General features: G+C 72.3%; 21 protein-coding genes. 9 read left to right on the top strand and 12 right to left on the bottom strand.

The genetic code is table 11. The features are described from left to right. Nucleotides 1-4: 4 nt before the first annotated feature. Nucleotides 5-961, bottom strand: a complete 957-nt coding sequence (locus CS0771_RS11250; protein WP_212840929.1) for an electron transfer flavoprotein subunit alpha/FixB family protein — start codon at nt 959-961, stop codon at nt 5-7. Between the two features lie 14 nt (nt 962-975). Continuing rightward, entirely contained in the window at nt 976-1755 is a 780-nt protein-coding gene (locus CS0771_RS11245; protein ID WP_212840928.1) for an electron transfer flavoprotein subunit beta/FixA family protein, read from the bottom strand. Nucleotides 1756-2002: 247 nt separating this feature from the next. Between CS0771_RS11245 and CS0771_RS11240 the strand changes: the two genes are divergently transcribed. Beyond that, nucleotides 2003-2176, top strand: a complete 174-nt coding sequence (locus CS0771_RS11240) for a hypothetical protein (RefSeq protein WP_212840927.1) — start codon at nt 2003-2005, stop codon at nt 2174-2176. Between the two features lie 6 nt (nt 2177-2182). On the opposite strand, the gene CS0771_RS11235 is transcribed toward CS0771_RS11240, so the two are convergent. Then, nucleotides 2183-2989 (bottom strand): GNAT family N-acetyltransferase, encoded by an 807-nt coding sequence (locus tag CS0771_RS11235; RefSeq protein ID WP_212840926.1) that lies wholly within the window; start codon nt 2987-2989, stop codon nt 2183-2185. Between the two features lie 18 nt (nt 2990-3007). On the opposite strand from CS0771_RS11235, the gene CS0771_RS11230 reads away from it, so the two are divergent. The 3 genes from CS0771_RS11230 (at nt 3008) to CS0771_RS11220 (ending at nt 4201) form a co-directional block, all read left to right on the top strand. After that, on the top strand, nt 3008-3400 hold the full coding sequence (locus CS0771_RS11230; protein WP_212840925.1) for a YidH family protein: 393 nt from the start codon (nt 3008-3010) through the stop codon (nt 3398-3400). A 67-nt stretch (nt 3401-3467) separates the two neighbouring features. Beyond that, the gene (locus tag CS0771_RS11225) at nt 3468-3779 is read left to right on the top strand and encodes a DUF202 domain-containing protein (protein ID WP_212840924.1); all 312 of its coding nucleotides are present in this window, start codon (nt 3468-3470) and stop codon (nt 3777-3779) included. Between the two features lie 17 nt (nt 3780-3796). Further along, nucleotides 3797-4201: a PLD nuclease N-terminal domain-containing protein gene (locus tag CS0771_RS11220; RefSeq protein ID WP_212840923.1), complete on the top strand. Its 405-nt coding sequence runs from the start codon at nt 3797-3799 to the stop codon at nt 4199-4201. Here CS0771_RS11220 and CS0771_RS11215 read toward each other — a convergent pair. The 4 genes from CS0771_RS11215 to CS0771_RS11200 all read right to left on the bottom strand — a co-directional run bounded on the left by CS0771_RS11215 (nt 4198) and on the right by CS0771_RS11200 (nt 9452). Then, a complete protein-coding gene (locus tag CS0771_RS11215) occupies nt 4198-5571 on the bottom strand; it encodes a GH1 family beta-glucosidase (protein ID WP_212840922.1) in 1374 nt (457 codons plus the stop codon). The genes CS0771_RS11220 and CS0771_RS11215 overlap by 4 nt on opposite strands. Further along, nucleotides 5568-6875: a D-arabinono-1,4-lactone oxidase gene (locus tag CS0771_RS11210; protein ID WP_244870732.1), complete on the bottom strand. Its 1308-nt coding sequence runs from the start codon at nt 6873-6875 to the stop codon at nt 5568-5570. Before CS0771_RS11210 ends, CS0771_RS11215 begins: the two co-directional genes overlap by 4 nt. Before the next feature lie 52 nt (nt 6876-6927). After that, nucleotides 6928-8094, bottom strand: a complete 1167-nt coding sequence (locus CS0771_RS11205; protein WP_212845770.1) for an alanine racemase — start codon at nt 8092-8094, stop codon at nt 6928-6930. Between the two features lie 68 nt (nt 8095-8162). Continuing rightward, nucleotides 8163-9452 carry an MFS transporter gene (locus tag CS0771_RS11200; RefSeq protein WP_212840921.1) on the bottom strand — a complete coding sequence of 430 codons (1290 nt, stop codon included), beginning with the start codon at nt 9450-9452 and terminating at the stop codon, nt 8163-8165. Between the two features lie 259 nt (nt 9453-9711). Between CS0771_RS11200 and CS0771_RS11195 the strand changes: the two genes are divergently transcribed. After that, nucleotides 9712-11784 carry a hypothetical protein gene (locus CS0771_RS11195; protein ID WP_212840920.1) on the top strand — a complete coding sequence of 691 codons (2073 nt, stop codon included), beginning with the start codon at nt 9712-9714 and terminating at the stop codon, nt 11782-11784. Between the two features lie 252 nt (nt 11785-12036). Here CS0771_RS11195 and CS0771_RS11190 read toward each other — a convergent pair whose 3' ends face one another. Beyond that, nucleotides 12037-13668, bottom strand: coding sequence for an acetolactate synthase (locus tag CS0771_RS11190; RefSeq protein WP_212840919.1), 1632 nt, complete (start codon nt 13666-13668; stop codon nt 12037-12039). 118 nt (nt 13669-13786) lie between these two features. After that, nucleotides 13787-14560, bottom strand: a complete 774-nt coding sequence (locus tag CS0771_RS11185; protein ID WP_203742486.1) for an enoyl-CoA hydratase-related protein — start codon at nt 14558-14560, stop codon at nt 13787-13789. Nucleotides 14561-14640: 80 nt separating this feature from the next. On the opposite strand from CS0771_RS11185, the gene CS0771_RS11180 reads away from it, so the two are divergent. After that, nucleotides 14641-15117, top strand: a complete 477-nt coding sequence (locus CS0771_RS11180; protein WP_212840918.1) for a DUF6232 family protein — start codon at nt 14641-14643, stop codon at nt 15115-15117. Between the two features lies 1 nt (nt 15118). Here the strand turns inward: CS0771_RS11180 and CS0771_RS11175 are convergent, their stop codons facing one another. Next, entirely contained in the window at nt 15119-15496 is a 378-nt protein-coding gene (locus CS0771_RS11175; RefSeq protein WP_212840917.1) for a YccF domain-containing protein, read from the bottom strand. Nucleotides 15497-15556: 60 nt separating this feature from the next. After that, on the bottom strand, nt 15557-16396 hold the full coding sequence (locus tag CS0771_RS11170; protein WP_212845769.1) for an ABC transporter ATP-binding protein: 840 nt from the start codon (nt 16394-16396) through the stop codon (nt 15557-15559). A gap of 142 nt (nt 16397-16538) precedes the next feature. Between CS0771_RS11170 and CS0771_RS11165 the strand changes: the two genes are divergently transcribed. Continuing rightward, nucleotides 16539-17540 carry an ATP-binding cassette domain-containing protein gene (locus CS0771_RS11165; protein ID WP_212840916.1) on the top strand — a complete coding sequence of 334 codons (1002 nt, stop codon included), beginning with the start codon at nt 16539-16541 and terminating at the stop codon, nt 17538-17540. Further along, nucleotides 17537-18505, top strand: coding sequence for an ABC transporter permease subunit (locus tag CS0771_RS11160; protein ID WP_212840915.1), 969 nt, complete (start codon nt 17537-17539; stop codon nt 18503-18505). Before CS0771_RS11165 ends, CS0771_RS11160 begins: the two co-directional genes overlap by 4 nt. Nucleotides 18506-18553: 48 nt before the next feature. Here the strand turns inward: CS0771_RS11160 and CS0771_RS11155 are convergent, their stop codons facing one another. Then, nucleotides 18554-19744 (bottom strand): ROK family transcriptional regulator, encoded by a 1191-nt coding sequence (locus tag CS0771_RS11155; protein ID WP_203742503.1) that lies wholly within the window; start codon nt 19742-19744, stop codon nt 18554-18556. A gap of 212 nt (nt 19745-19956) precedes the next feature. On the opposite strand from CS0771_RS11155, the gene CS0771_RS11150 reads away from it, so the two are divergent. Beyond that, a complete protein-coding gene (locus tag CS0771_RS11150) occupies nt 19957-21405 on the top strand; it encodes a glycoside hydrolase family 3 protein (RefSeq protein ID WP_212840914.1) in 1449 nt (482 codons plus the stop codon). Nucleotides 21406-21511 lie beyond the last annotated feature (106 nt).

The following is a 21511-nucleotide window of genomic DNA, read 5'->3' as shown; positions in this document are numbered from 1 at the left end:
CGCCCTAGCGGCGCTTGCGGATCTCCTCGGCGGCCTGCGGCACGACCTGGAACAGGTCGCCCACCACGCCGAAGTCGGCCAGCTCGAAGATCGGCGCCTCGGTGTCCTTGTTCACCGCGACGATGGTCTTCGAGGTCTGCATGCCGGCCCGGTGCTGGATCGCGCCGGAGATGCCGAGCGCGACGTAGAGCTGCGGCGACACCGTCTTGCCGGTCTGGCCCACCTGGAACGCGTGGGGGTAGAAGCCGGAGTCGGTGGCCGCGCGGGAGGCGCCGACGGCCGCGCCGAGCAGGTCGGCCAGCTCCTCGACGACCTTGAAGTTCTCCGCCGAGCCGACGCCGCGGCCGCCGGACACGACGATCGAGGCCTCGGTCAGCTCCGGACGGGCACCCTTGGCCTCGGCCACCCGCTGGGTGACCACGGCGAGCTTGTCGGCGTCGGACAGGGCGACCTCGACCTGCTCCACCGACGGCGTGGCCGCGGCGGGGCTGGGCGTGAGCGAGTTCGGCCGCACGGTGACCAGGGGCAGACCCTTGGTGACCTTGGACTTGACGATGGTCGAGCCCGCGAACACGACCTGGGTGGCGGTGCCGTCGGCGGCCAGCTCGACCGCGTCGTAGAGCACGCCGTTGTCCAGCTTGACCGCGAGGCGGCCGGCGATCTCCTTGCCCTCCTGGGTCGAGCCGATCAGCACGGCGGCCGGCGACACGCTCCGCACGAGCTGCGCGAGCGCGGTGGCCTTCGGGGCGACCAGGTGGTTGGCGATGTCGTCGCTCTCGGCGGCGTACACCTTCGCGGCGCCGTACTCGCCGAGCTTGTCGGCGATCGCGGCGGCCGTGCCGGGGGCGCCCAGCACCACCGCGGCGGGCTCGCCGAGCGAGCGCGCCAGGGTCAGCATCTCCAGCGTGACCTTCTTGACCGTGCCGCCGGAGGACTCGACGACTACCAGAACCTCAGCCATTGTCGGCACGCCTCTCAGACGAACTTCTCGGACGACAGGAACTCGACCAGGGCCGTGCCGCCGTCACCGGAGTCGGTGACCTTCTGGCCGGCGCTGCGCGGGGGGCGCTTGCTGTGCGACAGCACGGTGGTGGCCGCGCCCGCCCAGCCCACCTCGCCGGCGTCGACACCCAGGTCGGCCAGCGACTTCGTGTCGACCGGCTTCTTCTTGGCCGCCATGATGCCCTTGAAGGACGGGTAGCGCGGCTCGTTGATGGTGTCCCACACGCTGACGATCGCGGGGGTGGCGGCCGTGACGACCTCGTACCCCTCCTCGGTCTGGCGCTCGACGGTCAGCTGCGAGCCGTCCACGGTGAGCTTGCGGGCGCCGGTCAGCGCGGCGTAGCCCAGCCGCTCGGCGAGCATGTGCGCCAGCACCTGGCCGCGGGCGTCGGTCGACTCCGCGCCGGCGATGACCAGGTCGGGCGCGAGCGTGCCGATCGCGGCGGCGAGCACCTTGCTGGTGCCGAGCGCGTCGGTGCCGGCCAGGGCGTCGTCGAGGACGTGCACGGCCCCGTCCGGGCCCATGGACAGCGCCTTGCGGATCGACTCGGTCGCCCGCTCCGGGCCCATCGTCAGGATGGTCACCTCGCCGCCGTGCGCCTCCTGCAGCCGCAGCGCCTCCTCGATGGCGTACTCGTCCATCTCGTTGATGACGTTGTTGGCCGAGGCGCGGTCGACGGTGTTGTCGTCCGCGCGCAGGTTGCGCTCGGCGCCGGAGTCCGGCACCTGCTTGACAAGTACGACGATCTTCATCGCGCTCTGACGACCCTCCTGAGTTGAACGGACGTTCATGCCCTCGCCGCAAGGCTGTCGCCTGACGCGTCGCGGGTCAAGCTCGACCGGCTGTGGACGTTGCCACTTTTGCCGATGCCGTTGGTTACTGACGAGTAATTTATTGCCGCCGTCCATCTACCCGCCAGGACAGCGGGCAATAGTGACAGACGTCACCCCGTCATGATGCCCATCCCGTAGAGTCGCGCTTAGCAGGAGGTGTCACGACATGACCACAAAAACCGCACCCCTGCCGGATGCCGCCGCCACGGACACCGGCGAGCCGCCCGAGGCGCAGCACCACCGGCAGCCTGAGCCCGACGAACACCTGTGCACCTGCGGCCGCCTGCGCGACGAGTGCGTACGGGACTCGATCCGCGACCTCTGGGACCTGTCCCGCTGAGCGTGCTCAGGCGGTCGGCGGCGACCAGATGTACGGCGTGGTCGTGGTGACCGTGACCAGGCCGAGCCGCTCCAGGATCGGGCGGCTGTCCGGCGACGCGTCCACCTGCAGGTAGCGATAGCCGCGCTCGACGGCGCGGATGGCCCGGTGCGCCACCAATGCCTTGTAGATGCCCTTCCCCCGCCACTGCTCCAGCGTCGAGCCGCCCCACAGGCCCGCGAACTCGGTGCCCTTCTCGTAGCGCACCCAGCCGGCGCTGACCACGAGGTCGCCCGCCTCGGCCACCACGATGGTGAGCCCCGCCGGGTCGGCCGCGATCTCCCTCGCCAGGCCGGACAGCAGGTGGCTGCGGTCGGCCTGCCAGACCGCCTCCTCCATCGCCACGATCCGGGCCAGGTCGGCGTGCTCGGTGACCTCGCGCAGCGTCACGCCCTCGGGCAGCACCGGCGTCTTGGCCAGCGGCTCGGCCAGGCCGATCACCACCGCCTCCAGCTCCTCCGGCACGAACCCGGCCGCCACCAGGCGCTCGGGCAGGTCCGCGGGCTTGTCGTGGCCGCGCAGCTTCCACTCGACCTGCTCGCCGCGCGCGGCGTAGAAGTCGCGCTGGCGGGCGATGAGCGCGTCCAACTCGTCGCCGGGCAGGTGGGAGACGTCGCGGTAGGTGACGAAGCCGCCGTGGTCGAGGCCGCTGATGCGGATCACGGGGCCGTCGTGCTCGACGGTCACGCCCTCCGGGAGCGGGTCGGGGGTCTCGGAACGCAGCTGTGTGTCGTACGCCCTGAGCAGGGCGTCCCGATCAAGTTCAGAAGTCATCGCCCTGATACTAGGAAGGTGCTGGGTAGAGTCCGCAACTGGTTTGATCCGCGCGAGGTGCGCGAGGTGGGCACCACGCCCGACTACCGCTTCTCGCTGGCCAACGAGCGCACCTTCCTGGCGTGGATCCGCACCGGCCTGGCCATGATCGGCGGTGGCCTGGTGGTGGCCCAGTTCCTGCCGCCCATGGCCGTGCCGCACCTGACCAAGGTCCTGGGCATCGCGCTGATCCTGCTCGGCGCCGGTTGCGCGCTGCGCGCCATCGACCACTGGATCCGCTGCGAGATCGCGATGCGCACCGGCCGGCCGCTGCCCCCGTCCCGCTTCCCCGCGATCCTGGCGGTCGTCGTCGGCCTAGGCTCTCTCGCCCTGCTCGCCGAGGTCCTCATCGACTGGTGGCGCACCCGGTGACCCGGCTGCCTCCCCTGACCGAAGCTCCCGCCGGCCCGCCGGAACGCCATGGAGCGGCGGGCGGCCCGTGAGCGACCCGGCGCGAGACGCGGGGGCACAGCCGGAGCGGACGCGGCTGGCGTGGCGGCGGACCGTGCTGGCGGGGACGGTGTGCGCGCTGCTGCTGTTCCGGCTGGCCTTCGAGCGAGGTCTGGACCCGGCGGGCGCGGTCGGGCTGGCCCTGGGCCTGCTGTGCTGGCTGGCGCTGCTCCTGCTCGCGCACCGGCGGATCAAGGCGATGGCCCGGCCGCGCCCGGTCGGGGTCGCCCGGCTGCTCGTCGCGGTAGGCGTCTCGTGCGTCGCCACCGCACTGTCGGGGGTACTGCTGATCCTCGCCTGAGGTCTACTCTCTACGCCGTGGGCCGACTCGGATTGATCTTCTTTTTCGCCAGTCTCATCCTCACCGTCGCGGCGCTGGTCAGCTGCCTGTCGGCGGAGGAGGACCGGCTGCGGACGCTGCCCCGGTGGGCCTGGGTGCTCATCATCCTGCTCTTCTCGCCGATCGGCGGCATCGCCTGGTTCATCGTGAGCCGGGCCGACGCCGCGCCCCGCCGCAACGTCTGGCGGCAGGGCAGCGGCTTCCCGGAGGCGCAGCGCCCCGGCCGCCCGCTCGCGCCCGACGACGACCCGGAGTTCCTGCGCCGGATCGCCAAGGAGGCCAAGGAGACCCAGGCCGCCGACCGCGAGCTGCTCAGCAAGTGGGAGATGGACCTGCGCCGCCGCGAGGAGGAGCTGCGCAAGCAGGAGAAGCCCGAGGACTAACGCTGCCGGAGCAGCTCCGCCAGCCAGTGGAAGGACGCCTTGGGCGTACGCCGCTGCGTCCTGTAGTCCACGTGCACCAGCCCGAAGCGCTGGCGGTAGCCCGCGGCCCACTCGAAGTTGTCGAGCAGGCTCCAGACGTAGTAACCGCGCAGGTCCAGCCCTGCCGCACGGCGGCCCAGCGCCACCGCGAGGTGCTCGCGCAGGTACGCCACGCGGTCCGGGTCCGGCACCGTGCCGTCGGCGGCGACCTCGTCGGGGAAGCTCGCGCCGCCCTCGGTGATGTACAGCGGCGGCAGCCGGTCACCGTAGCGTTCGGACAGCTCGTCGAGGGTGTCGCCGAGCCCGTCCGGGCACACCGGCCAGCCGAAGCCGGTCCGGGCCGCGCCCTCGATCTCGGCGAAGGCGAACGGCAGCTCGCCGACCCGCGCGAAGTCGCCCTCGGGCGTGTGGTCGCTGGCCGTCTCGGGATCGGCCAGGGCTACCCGGCTCGGGTAGTAGTAGTTGACGCCGTAGAAGTCCAGCGGTGCCGAGATCACCTGAAGGTCCTCGGCGGGCAGCTCGGCGAGCACGCCGAACATGTCCGCGAACGGCTCCGGCGCCTGCGGATAGCGGCCCAGCAGCACCGGGTCCTCGAAGATCCGGTTGGCGATGAGGTCGTACAGGGCCGCCGCGAGCTGGTCCTCCGGCTTGTCCGAGGCGGGCACGACCGGCGTGTGCACGTTGGTGATGCCGATCTGCCCGGCGACCCCGGCCGCGCGCAGCGCCCGCACCGCCAGGCCGTGGCCGAGCAGCTGGTGGTGCGCGGCGGGCAAAGCGTCGAACAGCAGCGCCTTGCCCGGAGCGTGCGCGCCGGTGGCGTAGCCGGCCAGCGTCACCGAGTGCGGCTCGTTGATGGTGATCCACTTGCCGACCCGGTCGCCGAGCCGCGCCCCGACCAGGGCGGCGTAGTCGGCGAAGCGCTCGGCGGTGTCCCGGTTGAGCCAGCCGCCCGCGTCCTCCAGGGCCTGCGGGGTGTCCCAGTGGAACAGGGTCGCCACCGGCTCGATGCCGCGCGCCAGCATGGCGTCGACGAGCCGGTCGTAGAAGGCGAGACCGTCCGGATTCGCCGGTCCGGTGCCGTCCGGCTGGATACGCGGCCAGGCGATCGAGAAGCGGTACGCGTCCGCACCGAGTTCGCGTACCAGGTCAAGGTCCTGCTCGTAGCGGTGGTAGTGGTCGCAGGCGACGGCCCCGGTGTCCCCGCCGAGCACCTTGCCGGGGGTGGCGGAGAACGTGTCCCATACCGACACGCCGCGCCCGCCCTCCGCGACCGCGCCCTCGATCTGGTACGCCGCCGTGGCGACCCCGAGCTGGAAGTCCTTCGGGATCACGCGCCCAGCACCCGGTCCAGGTAGTCGTTGCCGAACACGCGCTCGGGGTCGAGCTTGTCGCGCACCGCGAGGAAGTCGCCGAAGCGCGGGTACGACCCGGCCAGCGTGCTCGCGTCCTGGTAGTGCATCTTGCCCCAGTGCGGCCGGCCGCCGTGCGCCCGGAAGATCTGCTCGGCCAGGCGGAAGTACGTGTGCGGGTCCTCCTTGAAGAACCGGTGGATCGCGATGTACCCGCTCTCCCGGCCGTGCGCGGTGGACAGCCAGATGTCGTCCGGCGCGGCCACCCGCACCTCGACCGGGAACGAGATGCGCCAGCCGTTCTGCTCGATCAGCCGGTCGAGGGCGCGCAGCACCTCCGGCACCTCTTCGCGCGGCAGGGCGTACTCCATCTCCCGGAAACGCACCTCGCGCTTGGTGGTGAACACGGACGTGGACACGTCGGTGAACTCGCGGTTGTTGGTGAGCCGCTGCGCCAGCCGGTTGATCGGCGGGGTCAGCGCGGGCACCGCCTTGCCGAGATGGCAGACCCCGTTGAAGACCGTGTTGGACATCAGGTCGTCGTCCAGCCAGCGCTGGAAGCCGCCCAGCGGCTTGCTGGGCGCGTCCATCGGCAGCCGGGTGTTGGTCTTGGTCAGCGCGGTCTGCGTGTGCGGGAACCAGTAGAACTCGAAGTGGTCCGCGCCCAGCGCCCGCTGCTCCCACTGCGCCAGCACCTCGGCCAGCGGCTCCGGCTTCTCCACCGCGTGCAGCTTGTACGCGGGCACGCACTGCACCGTGATGTCCACCAGCACGCCCAGCGCGCCCAGGCCCAGCCGCGCCGCGCCGAGCAGCTCCGGGTTGCTGTTCTCCGAGATCTCCAGCAGCGCTCCGTCCGCGGTCGCCAGGGTGACCCCGACGATCTGCGTGGCCAGGCCGCCGAACGCGTGCCCCGTGCCGTGCGTGCCGGTCGAGGTCGCGCCCGCGATGGTCTGCGCGTCGATGTCGCCCATGTTCTGCAGCGCCAGCCCGTACGGCTTCAGCAGCTCCGGCAGGCGGTAGAGGTGGGTGCCGGCGGCGAGTTTGACCTGCCGGCGCTGCTCGTCCACGGCCAGCACGCCCTGCAAGTTGCGCAGGTCGAGCTGCACGCCGGGGGCGACCGCGATGCCGGTGAAGCTGTGCCCCGCCCCGATCGGCTTGACCCGCAGCCCGTCGGCGCGCGCGGCGGCGATCGCCTGCACCACCTCGTCCGGGCTGGACGGATACGCCACCCGCGCCGGGGTCACGCTCTCGATGCGGCTCCAGTTCCGCCACACACCACTGCTCACAGCGCCACCGCCAGTTCGCGACTGCGGGGCTCGCAAGCTCGCTCCTTGCTGCTCACAAGAACACCTTTCCTTCACCACGGTACGTGGCCACCGCGCCCGCCACCGCGTCTTGATCGATCACATGCAGCTCGTCCAGGTGCTCGGACAGCTCGCCCGCCTTGGTGTGCCGCAGCCACACCCGGTCGCCCAGCCGCAGCCCGGCCGCCGCCTTGCCGACCACCGGCGTCTGCACCTCACCGGCCATCTCCCGGGGCACCATGCGCAGCCCCGCCGGCCACACGATGCGGGGCAGCCGGTCCGCGCCGGGCGGGCCGGAGGCGATCCAGCCGCCACCGAGCAGGGTCACCCGGTCCGGGGCGGGGCGGCGTACCACGGGCAGCGCGAACGCGGCCGCGGGCGCCGGGGTGAAGTGGGCGTAGTTGTCGAACAGGTGCGGGCCGAACAGCCCCGAACCGGCCGCGATCTCGGTGACCGAGCCGTCCGTGCCGGTCGCCTCCAGGCTGCCGGTGCCGCCGCCGTTGACGAACTCCAGCGGGGCCAGCGCGGACACCGCCGCCACCGCCGCCGCGCGGCGCTCGCGCAGCTCGGCCATGGACGTGCGCTGGATCGCGCGCACCAGCGCGCCGCGCACCGGGCTGCCCTGCGGGGCGTTGCCCAGTCCCGCGATCTGCGCCTCGTACCCCATCATCCCGACCAGCCGGAAGCCGCGCCGGGCGACGACCGCCTCGGCCAGCGCGCGGGCCTGCTCGGCCGAGTGCACCGGGGAGCGCCACACGCCGATGTGGCCCAGCAGCCGCGAACGGTAGGACGAGTCCAGCTCGATGGCGACCCGCACCGGCTCGCGCCCGTCCGGCGCGACGACGGAGTCCACCAGGTCCAGGTGCTCCACCGAATCGATCATGAGGGTGACCCGGGCCGCCAGCTCGGGCGAGGCGGCCAGGCGCGCGATCGCGGCCCGGTCGGCGCTCGGGTAGCCGACCACCACGTCGTCGATCGTCTCGGCCAGCCACAGCGCCTCGGCCAGCGTGTACGCCAGCACGCCGTGGTAGCCGGGCAGCGCCAGCACCGCGTCCAGCACCGCGCGCACCCGCACCGACTTGCTGGCCACCCGGATCGGCACGCCGCCCGCGCGGCGGGCCAGGTCGTGCGCGTTGTGCGACAGCGCGGCCAGGTTGAGCACGCCGAACACCGGGTCGAGCGCGGCCGTGGCCGCGTCCATGGCCGGCCAGTACGCCGCCGGGTCGGCCCAGGGCCGGACATCCGACGGCTCGTGCAGCTTCAGATCCATCAGCGCACCCCCTTCACCGGCAGCACAACGAGCGCACCGACCACCGAGGTGATGCCCGCCGCCACATACAGCGCGCCGAAGCCGCCCAGATCCGCCACGATGTACGCCCCCAGCAGCGGCGCCAGCGCCTGCGGCACGGCCGTGGCGATGTTCATGATGCCCAGGTCCTTGCCGCGCGAGGCCGGGTCCGGCAGCACCTGCGTGGCCAGCGCCTGGTCGACCGACAGGAAGCAGCCGTAGCCCAGGCCCAGCAGGCCCGCGCCGACCGTGGCCACCGGCAGCGTCGGCCAGAACGCCAGCAGCAGCGCGGCGGTGCCCTGCAGCGCCGCCGACACCAGCACGAACACCTTGCGGCGGCCGATCCGGTCGGACAGCCGGCCCAGGAACAGCGACGCCAGCACCACGAACAGCATGTAGATCAGGGTGAGGACGAGCAGGGTGTCCTCGGCGTTCTCCACCTTCACCTGGTACATCAGGAAGTAGAGCAGCAGCGTGGTGCCCAGCGCGTTGCCGACGTTGACCAGGATGCGGCTGAGCAGCGTCCAGCCGAAGTCGGGGAAGCGGCGCGGGCTGATCCAGAACCCGGACGCCAGCGCGCGCAGGCTGAACGGGGGCCGTTGCGCCTTCGGCAGCACCTCGTCACGCACCCCGACCACGAACGGCAGCACCAGGACGATCAGCAGCGCGGCCATCAGGGCATACCCGATGAACTGGCTCAGCGCCAGCGCGGTGACCAGCACGATACCGAGGATGGTGCCGATCGCCTGCGGCGCGGAGATCCAGCCCGAGACGTAGCCGCGCTGCCCCACCGGCACCTGGTCGGAAATGGTCGCCGTCAGCGCGGCGGTGAGCACGCAGAACCCGATCAGCGTCAGCGTCCACCACACGCCGATGCCGACGATGTCCTCCTGCGCCCCGAGCACCACCAGCGACGCCGCGAACAGCAGCGCCCCGCCGATGATCCACGGGCGGCGGCGGCCCAGCCGCGACACGGTGCGATCGGACAGCGCGCCGGTCAGCGGGTAAGCCAGCAGCGCGAACACACCCGCGATGCCCGACACCACGCCGAACGCCACCACGTTGTCCACCCAGTCGGCGGCCTTGAGCTGCGCCTCGACCTGGATCGGCAGCAGCAGCTGCACCGGGGTCAGCTGCGCCATCCAGACACCCAGCCAGGCCACCGCGAACAGGCTGATCCAGCGCCCCGTCACGGGCCGGACCGGCTCGGCGAACGGCGCGGGAGCGGGCGCGGCGGTGTCGGTCGCGGCGAGCGTGGCCGGTTCGGTCATGGGGGTGCCCCTCAGCGCGATGTGAGTCCCGTCGCGTGGACCTTAGAGAACTTTTCACGTTTCCACCAGACACCCCACCCGGACAGCTGACACGGTCCGCGATGATCGCCCGAACACCCGTGATGATCGCCCGACTTGCCAGGCACGTGGGCGAATGCGCGGCCGTGATTCGCCCAGGTGCCAGGCAAATCGGATGACCTTGCGGGGTGGCGGCGCGGGGTCTGGCCATAACATGAAAGATTCTCTAGGCTGCGCCGCCATGAAGGCATACACCCGCTTGCTCGGCATCGTGGCCGTGGCGGCGATCGCCATACTCGGCCCCGCCGCCACCGCCTCGGCCCACGAGGAACGACCCACCCGCGAGCTGGAGGGGACCGGCAGCGTCCCGGTCTACCGGACCACCGGCCCCACGCTGCTGGTCTGCAAGAGCGACCCGGCCGACTTCGCCACCCGCATCGCGGGCTTCCCGGCGGACCTCAAGGCGGCCAACGAGCAGCTGTGGCAGCAGTGCCAGCAGGGCGGCCACCGCCACATCCAGCAGGCCGTGGACGCCGCGCACCTCCCGGGCACCATCATCAAGATCCTGCCGGGGGTGTACCTGGAGGAGCCGAGCATCGCCCCGGCCAGCCCCGAGTGCGCGGCCATGGAGAACGGCGCGGTGCGCGGCAAGATCTACGGCTACCCCGTGCTCACCTGGGACCAGCAGCTCGCCTGCCCGCACCTGGCCAACCTCATCGCCATCCTGGGCAAGAAGAACCTGCAGCTGGAGGGCACCGGCGCGAGCCCGATGGACGTGCTCGTGGACGCGCAGTACAAGAAGCTCAACGCGATCCGGGCCGACAACGCCGACGGCGTCTACTTCCGCAACATGTCCGCGCAGCGGGCCCAGTTCAACGCCTTCTACGTGATGGAGACCGACGGCTTCGTGCTCGACCGGACCATCGGCCGCTGGAACGACGAGTACGCCTTCCTCACCTTCGCGGTCGACCACGGCCTCTACACCGACTGCGAGGGCTACGGCAACGGCGACTCCGCCTTCTACCCCGGCGCCGCGTCGAACATCAACAAGGACCGCGGGCACGACGTGCCGCGCTACGCCGTCGAGATCCAGCGCTGCTACGGCCACCACAACACGCTGGGCTACTCCGGCACCGCGGGCGACTCGGTGTGGGTGCACGACAGCGTGTTCACCGAGAACACGGCGGGTATCGCGACGGACAGCGCGTTCCCCGACCACCCCGGCATGCCGCAGAACCACTCGAAGTTCGAGCGCAACATCATCGCGAACAACAACGTCGACTACTACAAGCACATCGTCGACGGGACCTGCAAGAAGCCGTTCGAGCAGCGGGGGTACGAGCAGGGCGTGGTGTGCCCGGCGGTCGGGCTGCCGGTCGGCGCGGGCGTGGTCAACCCGGGCGGCAACTACAACATCTGGCGCGACAACCACATCTACGACAACAGATACTCCGGGTTCGTGACCAGCTTCGTGCCGGGCTTCGTACGCAACGACACCGAGTTCGCGCAGCAGTTCGACACCTCGCACCACAACCGCTACATCGACAACGTGATGGGGGTCAGCGAGAAGGGCGAGGCGAAGCCGAACGGCATCAACTTCTGGTGGGACGGGCAGGGCGTCGGCAGCTGTTGGACGGACATGTCCGCCACCAACATCCGGACCGTGCCCGCCTGCGGCGACGACGAGCTGCCCGCGCTGGGCACCCACCGCTACCTCGGCGAGCCCGCCGGGACGCTGAAGATGTACGCCTGCGCCGGATACGACGGCGGCCGGCAGCACCTGCCGTCGGACTGCGACTGGTACGGCGCGTACGCCGCGCACGGGCTGGAGCGCATCGAGGTCAAGTGGGCCCTCGGCGGCGCGGTGGTGCTCGGCCTGCTCGCGATCGGGCTCTACTACCGCCGCCTGCGCGACTCGAAGCGGGCCCTGATCGGCCTGCTGCTGGCCGTCGGCGGCCTGGTGGTGGGCGTGTTCGGCACGATCGAGATGGGCAGCGTGCTGCACCCGGTCGGATTGGCCTTCTACGGCGCGGGCCTCACGCTGCTGGGGCTGGCGCTGCGTGGCACCAGTGCCCGCAAGCTCGGCGTGATGACGCTGCTCGTGGCGGTGTTCGCGCTGCTCGGCGCGATCGACCACGGGCTGCTGATGATCCCGTGGATCCCGGTCTCCCCCGCCCTGCTGCGGGTGCTGATGGAGATCGTCTGGATCCCGTGGGCGCTCGGGGCGGTGCTCGCCGCCCCGCGTACCGCCACCGCAGCCGACCCGGCCACGGATCCGGCCGCTCCCGCGGCGCCGGAGCCCGCCGCGGCGTGACCTGCTTCCGGATCTAGAAGAGTTGTTGTCGCTGGAGCGACCACAACTCTTCTAGATCCGCTTCCCGCCGGACAGGATGGCGGCGTGGTGTCGGCCGCGCATCTACCGCCCCACGCAACGCGGCCCCTGCCCCTGCCCCTGCCCCTGCGTCGATCTTGCGCGAAGTGTTAGGGATATGCCCGGTTAGGGCGTGTCGTCCCCACAGTTCACGCAAGATCGACGCATCACAGGGCGGTGGGCTGGGGTGGGGTGTTATGCGAGGTTGGCGGAGCGGGGGTAGGCGTCGGTGGGGTCGGTGATGACGTTGACGAGGTAGGGGACTCCGGCGGAGAAGGCGCGGGTCAGGGCGGCGGGGAGGTCGGTGGCGGTGGTGACGGTTTCGCCGCCGCCGCCGAGGGCCTTGACGACGTCGTCGTAGCGGAGGCCGGGCTGGAGGTCGGCGGCTACGTCGTAGCCGTACATGGCGCGCATGGGGTGCTTCTCCAGGCCCCAGATGCCGTTGTTGCCGACGATCATGACGACCGGCAGGTTCTGGCGGACCAGGGACTCGACGTCCATCAGGGAGAAGCCGGCGGCGCCATCGCCCATCAGGACGCAGATCTGGCGGTCGGGGTAGGTGACGCGGGCGCCCATGGCGTAGCCCATGCCGGTGCCGAGGCAGCCGTACGGGCCGGGGTCGAGCCAGCTGCCGGGCACGGACGGCTCCAGGTAGCGCCCGGCGTAGGAGACGAAGTCGCCGCCGTCGCCGATGGTGACCGCGTCGGGTGCGAGCACCTTGCGCAGCTCGCCGTACACCCGGGCCGGCTTGATCAGCTCGGTGTCGGCCTGCATCTCCAGCTCGTGCTTGGCGGCCTGGGCCTGCTCGGCGGCGCGCAGCGTGGCCACCCAGCCGGTGTGGTCGACGCGGTCGCCGGTGTGGTCGGCGAACGCGGTCAGGATCGTGCGCAGGTCACCCGCGGGCGAGGCGGCCACGGTGACGTGCGCGGCGCGCTGGCTGGGCGCGTCGACCACGTGCACGACCTGGGCGGAGCCGAAGTCGCCGAAGCCGAGGCGGAAGTCCAGCGGGGTGCCGATCACGACGACCACGTCGGCGGCGTCGAGGGCCTTGCGGCGGGCCTTGGCGAAGGCGAGCGGGTGGCTCGGCGGCAGCGAGCCGCGGCCCATGCCGTTGGCGAAGACGGGCACGACCAGCGCCTCGGCGGCGGCGCGCAGGGCCGCGGTGGCGTCCCCGCCGTACACGTCGGACCCGGCGATGATGACGGGGCGCTCGGCGCCGGCGATGAGCCGGACGGCGCGCGCGACCTCGTCGGGGTCGGGCTCCAGCAGCGGCACCTGCGGGGCGACGGCCTTGCTCTCGCCCGTACTGAACACGACCTCCAGCGGCAGGTCCAGGAAGGACGGGCCGCGGTGCGGGGTCAGCGCGTGTTCCAGGGCGGTGGTGACCGCGGCCGCGATGTCGTCGGTCGACCCGATGGTGGCGGCGTGCTTGGTGATCGGGGCGACGATCGGCAGGTGGTCGATCTCCTGCAGGGAGCCGGAGCCCCAGCGGAACTGCGGGGCGCGGCCACCGAGCACCAGCACCGGCGCCGCGTTGAAGAAGGCGCTGGTCAGGCCGGATACGCCGTTGGTGACGCCGGGTCCGGCGGTGAGCACCGCGACGCCGGGGCGGCGCTGCAGCTTGGCCACCGCCTCGGCGGCGAACACCGCGGTCTGCTCGTGCCGCACGTCGTAGAGCGGGAATCCGTCCTGGTGTGCCGCGTCGTAGAGCGGGAAGACGTGTCCACCCGAGAGGGTGAACATCTCCGTCACCCCGGCGGCGCGCAGTGCGGCCAGCGCGAGCTGACCTCCGTGCCCCGCGACGACGTTGTCAGAGGTCTCAGCCATGCGCATTGTCCCTTCGTGTGCGGGGAGCGTACCCAGCACGCGCGGAAATATGAAGAGGACTCACAAACTCGGGACCCGGCCCGCCGCCGGGCCCCGAGCCGTCATACCGCCACCTGCCTCAGCGGCCGATGAACTTGGGCTTGCGCCGCTCCACGAACGCGGTCATGCCCTCGCGCCGGTCCTCGGTCGCGAACAGCGCCGCGAACAGCTGCGACTCCCAGGCCAGGCCGGACGCCAGGTCCTGGTCCAGGCCGCCGTCGATCGCCAGCTTGGCCGCGCGCAGCGCCTGCGCCGGGCCGTTCACGTACTCCGCGACCAGCGCCTTGGCCTGGTCGTACACCACGTCGGCGGCGCACACCCGGTCGGCCAGGCCGATCGTCAGCGCCTCGGCGGCGTCGACCATGCGCCCGGAGAAGATGATGTCCTTGGCCTTGGCCGGGCCGACCAGCCGCGCCAGCCGCTGCGTGCCGCCCGCGCCGGGGATGATGCCCAGCTTGATCTCGGGCTGGCCCAGCTTCGCGTCGTCGGCGACGACCCGCCAGTCACAGGCCAGCGCCAGCTCGCAGCCGCCGCCGAGGGCGTAACCGGTGATGGCCGCGACGACCGGCTTGGGGATGCGCGCCACGGCGTCGAAGGCGCTGCTCAGCGCACCGGCACGGGCCGACATGTCCACGTACGACATGTCCGCCATCTCCTTGATGTCGGCACCGGCCGCGAAGACCTTCGGCCCGCCGTAGACGACCACGGCGGCGATCCGGCTGTCGGCGGTCACCGCGTGCGCGGCGGCCCGCAGCTCCTCCTGGACCTGCACGTTGAGCGCGTTCATGGGCGGCCGTTCCAGCCGGATGGTGCCGATGCCGCCGTCCACTTCCACATTGACGAACTCGCCCACGCTGCCTCCTCGTCGAGTGCCTGATATGACGAGCTTATGCGGCTTGCGCCCATCGCCTACCGTGAGGGCCGGAGGCTGCGATGATCGTCTATTACCGCGATCCAGCGGTGGAGGTGACCTCCACCGCGATCCACATCCACGACCGCGTGTTCCGCCTCGACGATCTCGAATACGTCTGGCATCGCGAGATCACGGCGGACCCGCGCGCGATGCGCCGCCTCGCCGGGCGCGGCGCGCTGAATGCCGGGGTCGTGGTCGGCGCGGTGCTCGCGCTGCTCGGCGTGGTGTACCTGATCGCGGGCGCGGTCGGCGATCCCGATGCGGCCGGCAAGGTGCTGGTGCCGCTGGCCGTCGTGGTGGTGCTGGTGGGCCTGGCCGGGCCGGCGCTGGAATGGACCCTGCACCGGCTCGACCACAGCTACGACCAGGGCATCGCCATGCACGAGATCTGGGCGGTGTGGCGCGGCCGCGAGGTGCTCCTGCTGCGCGTCACCGACGAGTCGCGCTTCGGCCGCATCTACCGCTCCATCCAGCGGGCCATGGAGCAGCCGCGCTGACTCAGGGCCGCTCGACGATCTCCCGGCCCAGCGGCCACAGCGCCGCGGGCACCAGCTTGAAGTTGGCGATGCCGAACGGGATGCCGATCAGCGTGATGCACAGCGCGATGCCCGCGAGGATGTGCACCAGCGCCAGCCACCAGCCCGCCACTATCAGCCACACCACGTTGGCCAGCGTCGAGGCGAGGCCCGCGCTCGGCTTCTCCACGATGGTGTACCCGAACGGCCAGAGCGCGTAGCGGGCCAGCCGGAACGACGCCACCCCGAACGGGATCGTCACGATCAGGAGGAAGCAGATGATCCCGGCCAGGCCGTACGCCAGGGCCAGCAGGAATCCGCTGCCGAAGATGAACCACAGGATGTTCAGGATCGTGCGCATACCTACGATCCTGACCGGTCCCGGCAACCTCGGCAGCCGACCTTCGGTGAAATGTGGAAGTCAGCGGGCGCGGGCGGTGAAGCGGCCCTCCGTCGCGGTGACCTCCAGCGGCAGGCCGAACGTGGCCGACAGGTTGTCCGAGGTGATCGTCTGCGGGATGGGCCCGGCCGCGACGATGCCGCCCTCGCGCAGCAGCAGCGCATGCGTGAAGCTGGGCGGGATCTCCTCGACGTGGTGGGTGACCAGCACCAGCGCGGGCGCGTCGGGGTCGGCGGCCAGCTCGGAGAGCCGGGCCACCAGGTCCTCGCGGCCGCCCAGGTCCAGCCCGGCGGCCGGCTCGTCCAGCAGCAGCAGCTCCGGGTCGGTCATCAGGGCGCGGGCGATCTGGGTGCGCTTGCGCTCGCCCTCGGACAGGGTGCCGTAGCGGCGCTCGGCCAGGCCGGCCATGCCCCACTCCTCCAGCAGCTCCTTGGCACGGGCCTCGTCCATCGCGTCGTACGACTCCCGGAACCGGCCCACCACCGACCACGACGCGGTGACCACCACGTCGCGCACCAGCTCCTCGGCGGGCACCCGCTCGGCCAGCGCCGCCGTGGACAGGCCGATCCGGGTGCGCAGCTCCTGCATGTCGACCCGGCCGATGCGCTCGCCGAGCACGTACACGGTGCCGCTGGTGGGGTGCGCCCGGCCCGCGGCCAGGTGCAGCAGCGTGGTCTTGCCGGCGCCGTTGGGGCCGAGCACCACCCAGCGCTCGTCCAGCTCCACCCGCCACGAGACGTCGCGCAGCAGGTGTTTGCCGTCGCGTACGACGTTGACGCCCTCGGCGGCGATCACCAGGTCGGGGTCGTCCGGCGCGACGGCCTGGTTGACCTCGTGGGCGGTATGGGCGGCACGGTGCAGTCCTGACACGCCGCTATCCAATCACGGCCGCCCCCGCGCGGGTGCGACCTGCCAGCCAGATCACAGTCGGCGCGATCGGCGGCCCCCACGCGTCCGCCCGGATCGCATAGGTTGGGCGGACACTGACCGACGGGGAGGCGCGGTGACCGCGGCGATCGAGATCAGCGGGCTGCACAAGACGTTCCGCACCATGCGGCGCGGCGAGCGGACCGCGCTCGACGGGTTCGACATGCTGGTCGAGAAGGGCCAGGTACACGGCTTCCTCGGCCCCAACGGCTCGGGCAAGACGACCACCCTGCGCACGCTGCTCGGCCTGCTGCGCGCCGACGCGGGGCAGATGTCCATCCTCGGCGTGCCGAGCAGCCGGTTCGCGGACGTGGCGCACCGGGTCGGCGCGATCGTGGAGAGCCCGGCCTTCTTCAGCCCGTTCACCGGGCGCAAGACGCTGCGGCTGCTGGCCACCGCGGGCGGCATCCCGATGACCCGGGTCGACGAGGTGCTGACCACGGTGGGCCTGCGGGACCGCGCCGACGAGCCGGTCAAGGCGTACTCCCTCGGCATGCGCCAGCGGCTGGCCGTGGCGTCCGCCCTGCTCAAGCACCCGGAGCTGCTCATCCTGGACGAGCCCGCGAACGGGCTGGACCCCTCCGGCATCCACGCCATGCGCACGCTCATGAGCGACCTGGCCGCCAGCGGCGTCACCGTGCTGCTCTCCAGCCACCTGCTGTCCGAGATCGAGCAGGTCTGCGACTCGGTCACCATCATCGACCGGGGCCGCCGGGTCGCGCACGGCCCGGTCTCCGTGGTCCTGGCCGGCCACGACACCGGCGAGCACCTGGTCCGGGTGGCCGAGCCCGCCCGCGCGGCCTCGCTGCTGCGGGCCGCGGGCGCGACGGTACGCGACGCCGACGGCGCGCTCATCGTGTCCGGCCTGGCCGGCCCGGCCGCGATCAGCGAGACGCTGGGCCGCGACGGGCTCTGGCTCACCGAGCTGACCCCGCTCACGCCCGACCTGGAGAGCGTGTTCCTCGACCTCACCGGCACCCGGCCGCACCCGGCCGACCCGCCGCAGATCGGCGTGCCCGCCGTACGCGCCCCGCAGGACGGCGGCGTCATCGACCTCGACGTGAAGGAGGCGGTGTGAACCTGTTCCGCGCCGAGCTGAGCCGCCTGCTGGCCCGCCGGTTCAGCCACATCATGCTGATCGTGCTGGTGGCCGTCTTCGGCGTCACCGTCGCGACGGTGCTCTCCTCCACCCACTCCCCCGACGCGGGCAGCTGGGCCGCGGCCGAGGACACCGCCTCCTCCCAGCGCAACAGCCTCATCCAGTGGCAGGCCAACTGCGAGACGGCCAAGATCAGAGGCACGGAGGAGGCGGCGGCGTTCCCCGAGGACTGCCGCACCCGCGACCCGAACGAGATCAAGGCGGGGGACTTCCTCTGGGGCGTCTTCGTGTTCACCCACGAGATCCGCGGCCTGACCGTCTTCCTCGCCGTCTACCTCAGCTTCTTCGGGTTCGTGCTGGCCGCCTCGTTCGTCGGTGCCGAGCTGAGCAGCGGCGGCATCACCAACCTGCTGCTGTGGCGGCCGCAGCGCTCGGCCGTGCTCGGCGCGAAGCTGGCCGCGGTGCTGACCTGCGTCACCACCTTCGCCGCCGGGTTCACCGTGCTCTACGTGGGCACGTTCTACCTGATCGCGCGCGGCGCGGGCTGGGTCGGCGAGACGCCCGCGACGTTCTGGGGCGAGCTGGTGACCATGTGCCTGCGTGGCGTCGCGCTGTCCGTCGCGGCGGCCGCGTGCGCGTTCGCGCTGGCCACCCTGGCCCGGCACACCGCGGCCGCGCTCGGCATCGTCGTCGGGTACTTCCTCATCTGGGAGGCCGGCGCGCGCATCGTCTTCGAGATCGTCGGCGCGCTGCCGTACGACCCGTACTTCCTGTCCACGTACCTGTCCGCGTTCGTGAACGGCGACGTGGAGTACTGGTCGGGCTACGACGGCTCGGGCGACCTGGTCATCACGCAGCTCAGCGGCGGCCTGGTCGTCGCCGGCCTGACCGCCGCCCTGATCGCGGCGGCCTTCGCCAACTTCCGCCGCCGCGACCTGGTCTGACCACGCCGCGCACGGCTGACCGGGCGCGGCGGGCCGGATCGGGACGGGTCAGTCGACGGTGGAGCCGAAGACCTCGTCGCGGACCGCGTCGAGGGCGGTGAGCAGGGCGCCCTGCAGGACGGGCTCGTCGGCGACGCCGGTGACGACGACGCGCGGGGCCACCGGGCTGATCGCGGCGACCTCGTGCTGCACCCGCTCGGCCAGCGGCGTGCCGCCCGCCGCGCCGACCTCGCCCGCGAGCACGACCAGCGGCGGGTCGAGCACGATGCAGGACGCGGCCACGCCCAGCGCGAGCCGCCGGGCGACCTCGTCGAGCACCGGGCCGCCCTTGGTGCCCGCGGCGATGGCGGCCTTGACCGCCTCGGCCGCGCTGGCGGCGCGGAAGCCGTGGTCGCGGGCCACCGCGCGGACCGCGTCGGCCCCGGCGACCTGCTGGAACGCGCCCTTGCCGCGGCGGCTGACCTCGCGCGGGATGTCCGCGCCGGGCACCGGCAGGTAGCCGATCTCACCGGCGGCCCCGGCGGTGCCGCGGTGCAGGCGGCCGCCGAGCATGACCGCGAGGCCGACGCCCTGCCCGATCCAGACCAGCAGGAAGTCGCCCACCTCGCGGGCGGCGCCGGCGTGCGCCTCGGCGACGGCGGCCAGGTTCACGTCGTTCTCGAACAGGATGGTGGTGTGCAGGTCGTCGCGCAGGGCGGCGGCCAGGCCGCGCTGCCAGCGGGGCAGGTTGAACGCGAACACGATGTCGCCGGTGCTCGGGTCGACCAGGCCGGGCGTGCCGAGCACGATGCGGCGTACGTCGCGCAGGTCGGCGCCGGCCTGCTCGACGGCCTGGACCACGGCGTTGTGCACGACGCGGACCGGGTCGTCGCCGCCGCCGTTGAGGTCGGGCGTGGTGGACACCTCGACCCGGCCCACCACGGCCCCGGTGATGTCGGCGCAGGCGGCGATGACGTGCTCCGCGCCGACCTCGACGCCGACCACGTACGCGCTGTTGGGCGCGACGTTGTAGAGCTGCGCGTTGGGCCCGCGGCCGCCCGCCTGCTCACCTACCCGGCGCACCAGGCCGCGCTCCTCCAGCCGCTCGACCAGCTGCGAGGCGGTGACCTTGGACAGGCCGGTCAGCTCGCCGAGCTGGGAGCGGGTGAGCGGGCCCCGGGCGAGCAGGAGTTCGAGCGCGGCCCGGTCGTTCAGCGCGCGGAGCAGCCGAGGCGTGCCGGGTTGGGAAACTGCGGCCATGGTGCGTCATCCTAGAGCTCGACATCCGCACAACCGGGTTCCGGCGCGCGCTGGTTTTTAGTAAAGTTTCTTATTAGATTGCTCTGGTCGAACAGTACGGCCGTAGCCTACGGCCTACGCGCACAAAACCACTATGGATGGCAAGACCCGACACACTGGCCGAAGGGCCCATCACCATGTCGGCGCCGCCCGGCGCCGAGGGGGAGGACACCGTGAGCACTGATCCCGGACTGCGCAGGCTGGCCCTGCGTACGCTGCTGGCCGCCTTCCCCGGCCACACCGCGCCCGGCTGGGCCGAGCAGCTGCTGGGCGAGGGCCTGGCGGGATACACGCTGTTCGGGTTCAACATCGCCGACACCGCGCAGGTCGCCACGCTGACCGCGCAGCTGCGGGCCGCCCGGCGCGACGCGATCATCGCCATCGACGAGGAGGGCGGCGACGTCACCCGGCTCGCCCACCGCACGGGCAGCCCGTACCCGGGCAACGCGGCGCTGGGCGCGATCGGCGACCTGGACCTGACCCGGCGGGTGTACCACGCGATCGGCCGCGAGCTGGCCGACGTGGGCATCAACCTCGACCTCGCCCCCACCGTGGACGTCAACACCGCCACCGACAACCCCGTCATCGGCACCCGCTCGTTCGGCGCCGACCCGGTCCGGGTGGCCGCGCACGCCGCCGCGGCCGTGGTCGGCCTGCAGCAGGCCGGCGTGGCCGCCTGCGCCAAGCACTTCCCCGGCCACGGCGCCACCGTCGCCGACTCCCATCTGGAGCTGCCCACCGTCGACGTGACGCCGCAGCTGCTGCGCGACCGCGAGCTGCCCCCGTTCGCGGCCGTGATCGCGGCCGGCACCAAGGCCATCATGACGGCGCACATCCGGGTGCCCGCGATCACCGGCGACGACCCGGCCACCTTCACCGAGGCGCTGCTCGTCGACGTGCTGCGCGGCGAGTACGGCTTCACCGGCACGGTCGTCACCGACGCGCTGGAGATGAAGGGCGCCTCGCGCAGCGCGGGCGGCATCGGCCCGGCCGCGGTCCGCGCCCTGCGCGCCGGGGCCGACCTGCTCTGCCTGGGCGCCGACATCGAGCTGGAGATCGTCGAGGAGGCCGCCGCGGCGATCGCGGGCGCGCTGGCCGACGGCAGCCTCTCCCTCGCCCGCGTGGAGCAGGCCGTCGCCCGTAACGAGGCGCTGGCCGCGTGGACCCACGGCATCGAGGACGTCGAGCTGAGCCCGCGCCTCGGGTACGACGCCGCGCGCCGGGCGGTGAGCGTCGAGGGCAGCCTGTCCGGGTTCGAGCACCCGTTCGTGGTGCAGCTGCGGGCCGGGCACACCATCGCCGAGGGCGCCGTGCCATGGGGCCTGTCCCCGCACCTGGACGGCACCCCGCAGCTGGCCGTCGCGGCCGACGAGACCAGCGCGAACGCCCTGATCGACGCCGCCGCCGGACGCCCGATCGTGCTGGTCGGCCGCCACACCCACCGCAACGCGGCAGCCCGCTCGCTGGCCGAGCAGCTCGCCGCCGTACACCCCCTCGCGGTCGTGGAGATGGGCTGGCCCGCCGGCTGGCGCCCGAACGGCGTCAAGGCCTTCGTCACGACCTACGGCGCTTCCCACGCCAACGGCCGCGCCGCCGCCGAGGTCCTCGGCCTCGTCGCGTAACCCACCCGGCCCCGGCCCGGCCCGGCCAAGATCGCGTCGATCTTGCGCGAACTGTTAGGGATATGCCCGGAAGGGGCGTGTCGTCCCCACAGTTCGCGCAAGATCG

It is taken from the genome of Catellatospora sp. IY07-71 (assembly GCF_018326265.1).
In the GTDB taxonomy this organism is placed as follows: Bacteria; Actinomycetota; Actinomycetes; order Mycobacteriales; family Micromonosporaceae; genus Catellatospora.
This window is presented reverse-complemented; position numbering and strand designations above follow the sequence as displayed.

Coding starts and splice junctions, on each gene's coding strand:
- CS0771_RS11250 (WP_212840929.1), bottom strand. CDS start 961: ATGGCTGAGGTTCTGGTAGTCGTCGAGTCCTCCGGCGGCACGGTCAAG.
- CS0771_RS11245 (WP_212840928.1), bottom strand. CDS start 1,755: ATGAAGATCGTCGTACTTGTCAAGCAGGTGCCGGACTCCGGCGCCGAG.
- CS0771_RS11240 (WP_212840927.1), top strand. CDS start 2,003: ATGACCACAAAAACCGCACCCCTGCCGGATGCCGCCGCCACGGACACC.
- CS0771_RS11235 (WP_212840926.1), bottom strand. CDS start 2,989: ATGACTTCTGAACTTGATCGGGACGCCCTGCTCAGGGCGTACGACACA.
- CS0771_RS11205 (WP_212845770.1), bottom strand. CDS start 8,094: ATGGACGCGGCCACGGCCGCGCTCGACCCGGTGTTCGGCGTGCTCAAC.
- CS0771_RS11200 (WP_212840921.1), bottom strand. CDS start 9,452: ATGACCGAACCGGCCACGCTCGCCGCGACCGACACCGCCGCGCCCGCT.
- CS0771_RS11195 (WP_212840920.1), top strand. CDS start 9,712: ATGAAGGCATACACCCGCTTGCTCGGCATCGTGGCCGTGGCGGCGATC.
- CS0771_RS11190 (WP_212840919.1), bottom strand. CDS start 13,668: ATGGCTGAGACCTCTGACAACGTCGTCGCGGGGCACGGAGGTCAGCTC.
- CS0771_RS11180 (WP_212840918.1), top strand. CDS start 14,641: ATGATCGTCTATTACCGCGATCCAGCGGTGGAGGTGACCTCCACCGCG.
- CS0771_RS11175 (WP_212840917.1), bottom strand. CDS start 15,496: ATGCGCACGATCCTGAACATCCTGTGGTTCATCTTCGGCAGCGGATTC.
- CS0771_RS11155 (WP_203742503.1), bottom strand. CDS start 19,744: ATGGCCGCAGTTTCCCAACCCGGCACGCCTCGGCTGCTCCGCGCGCTG.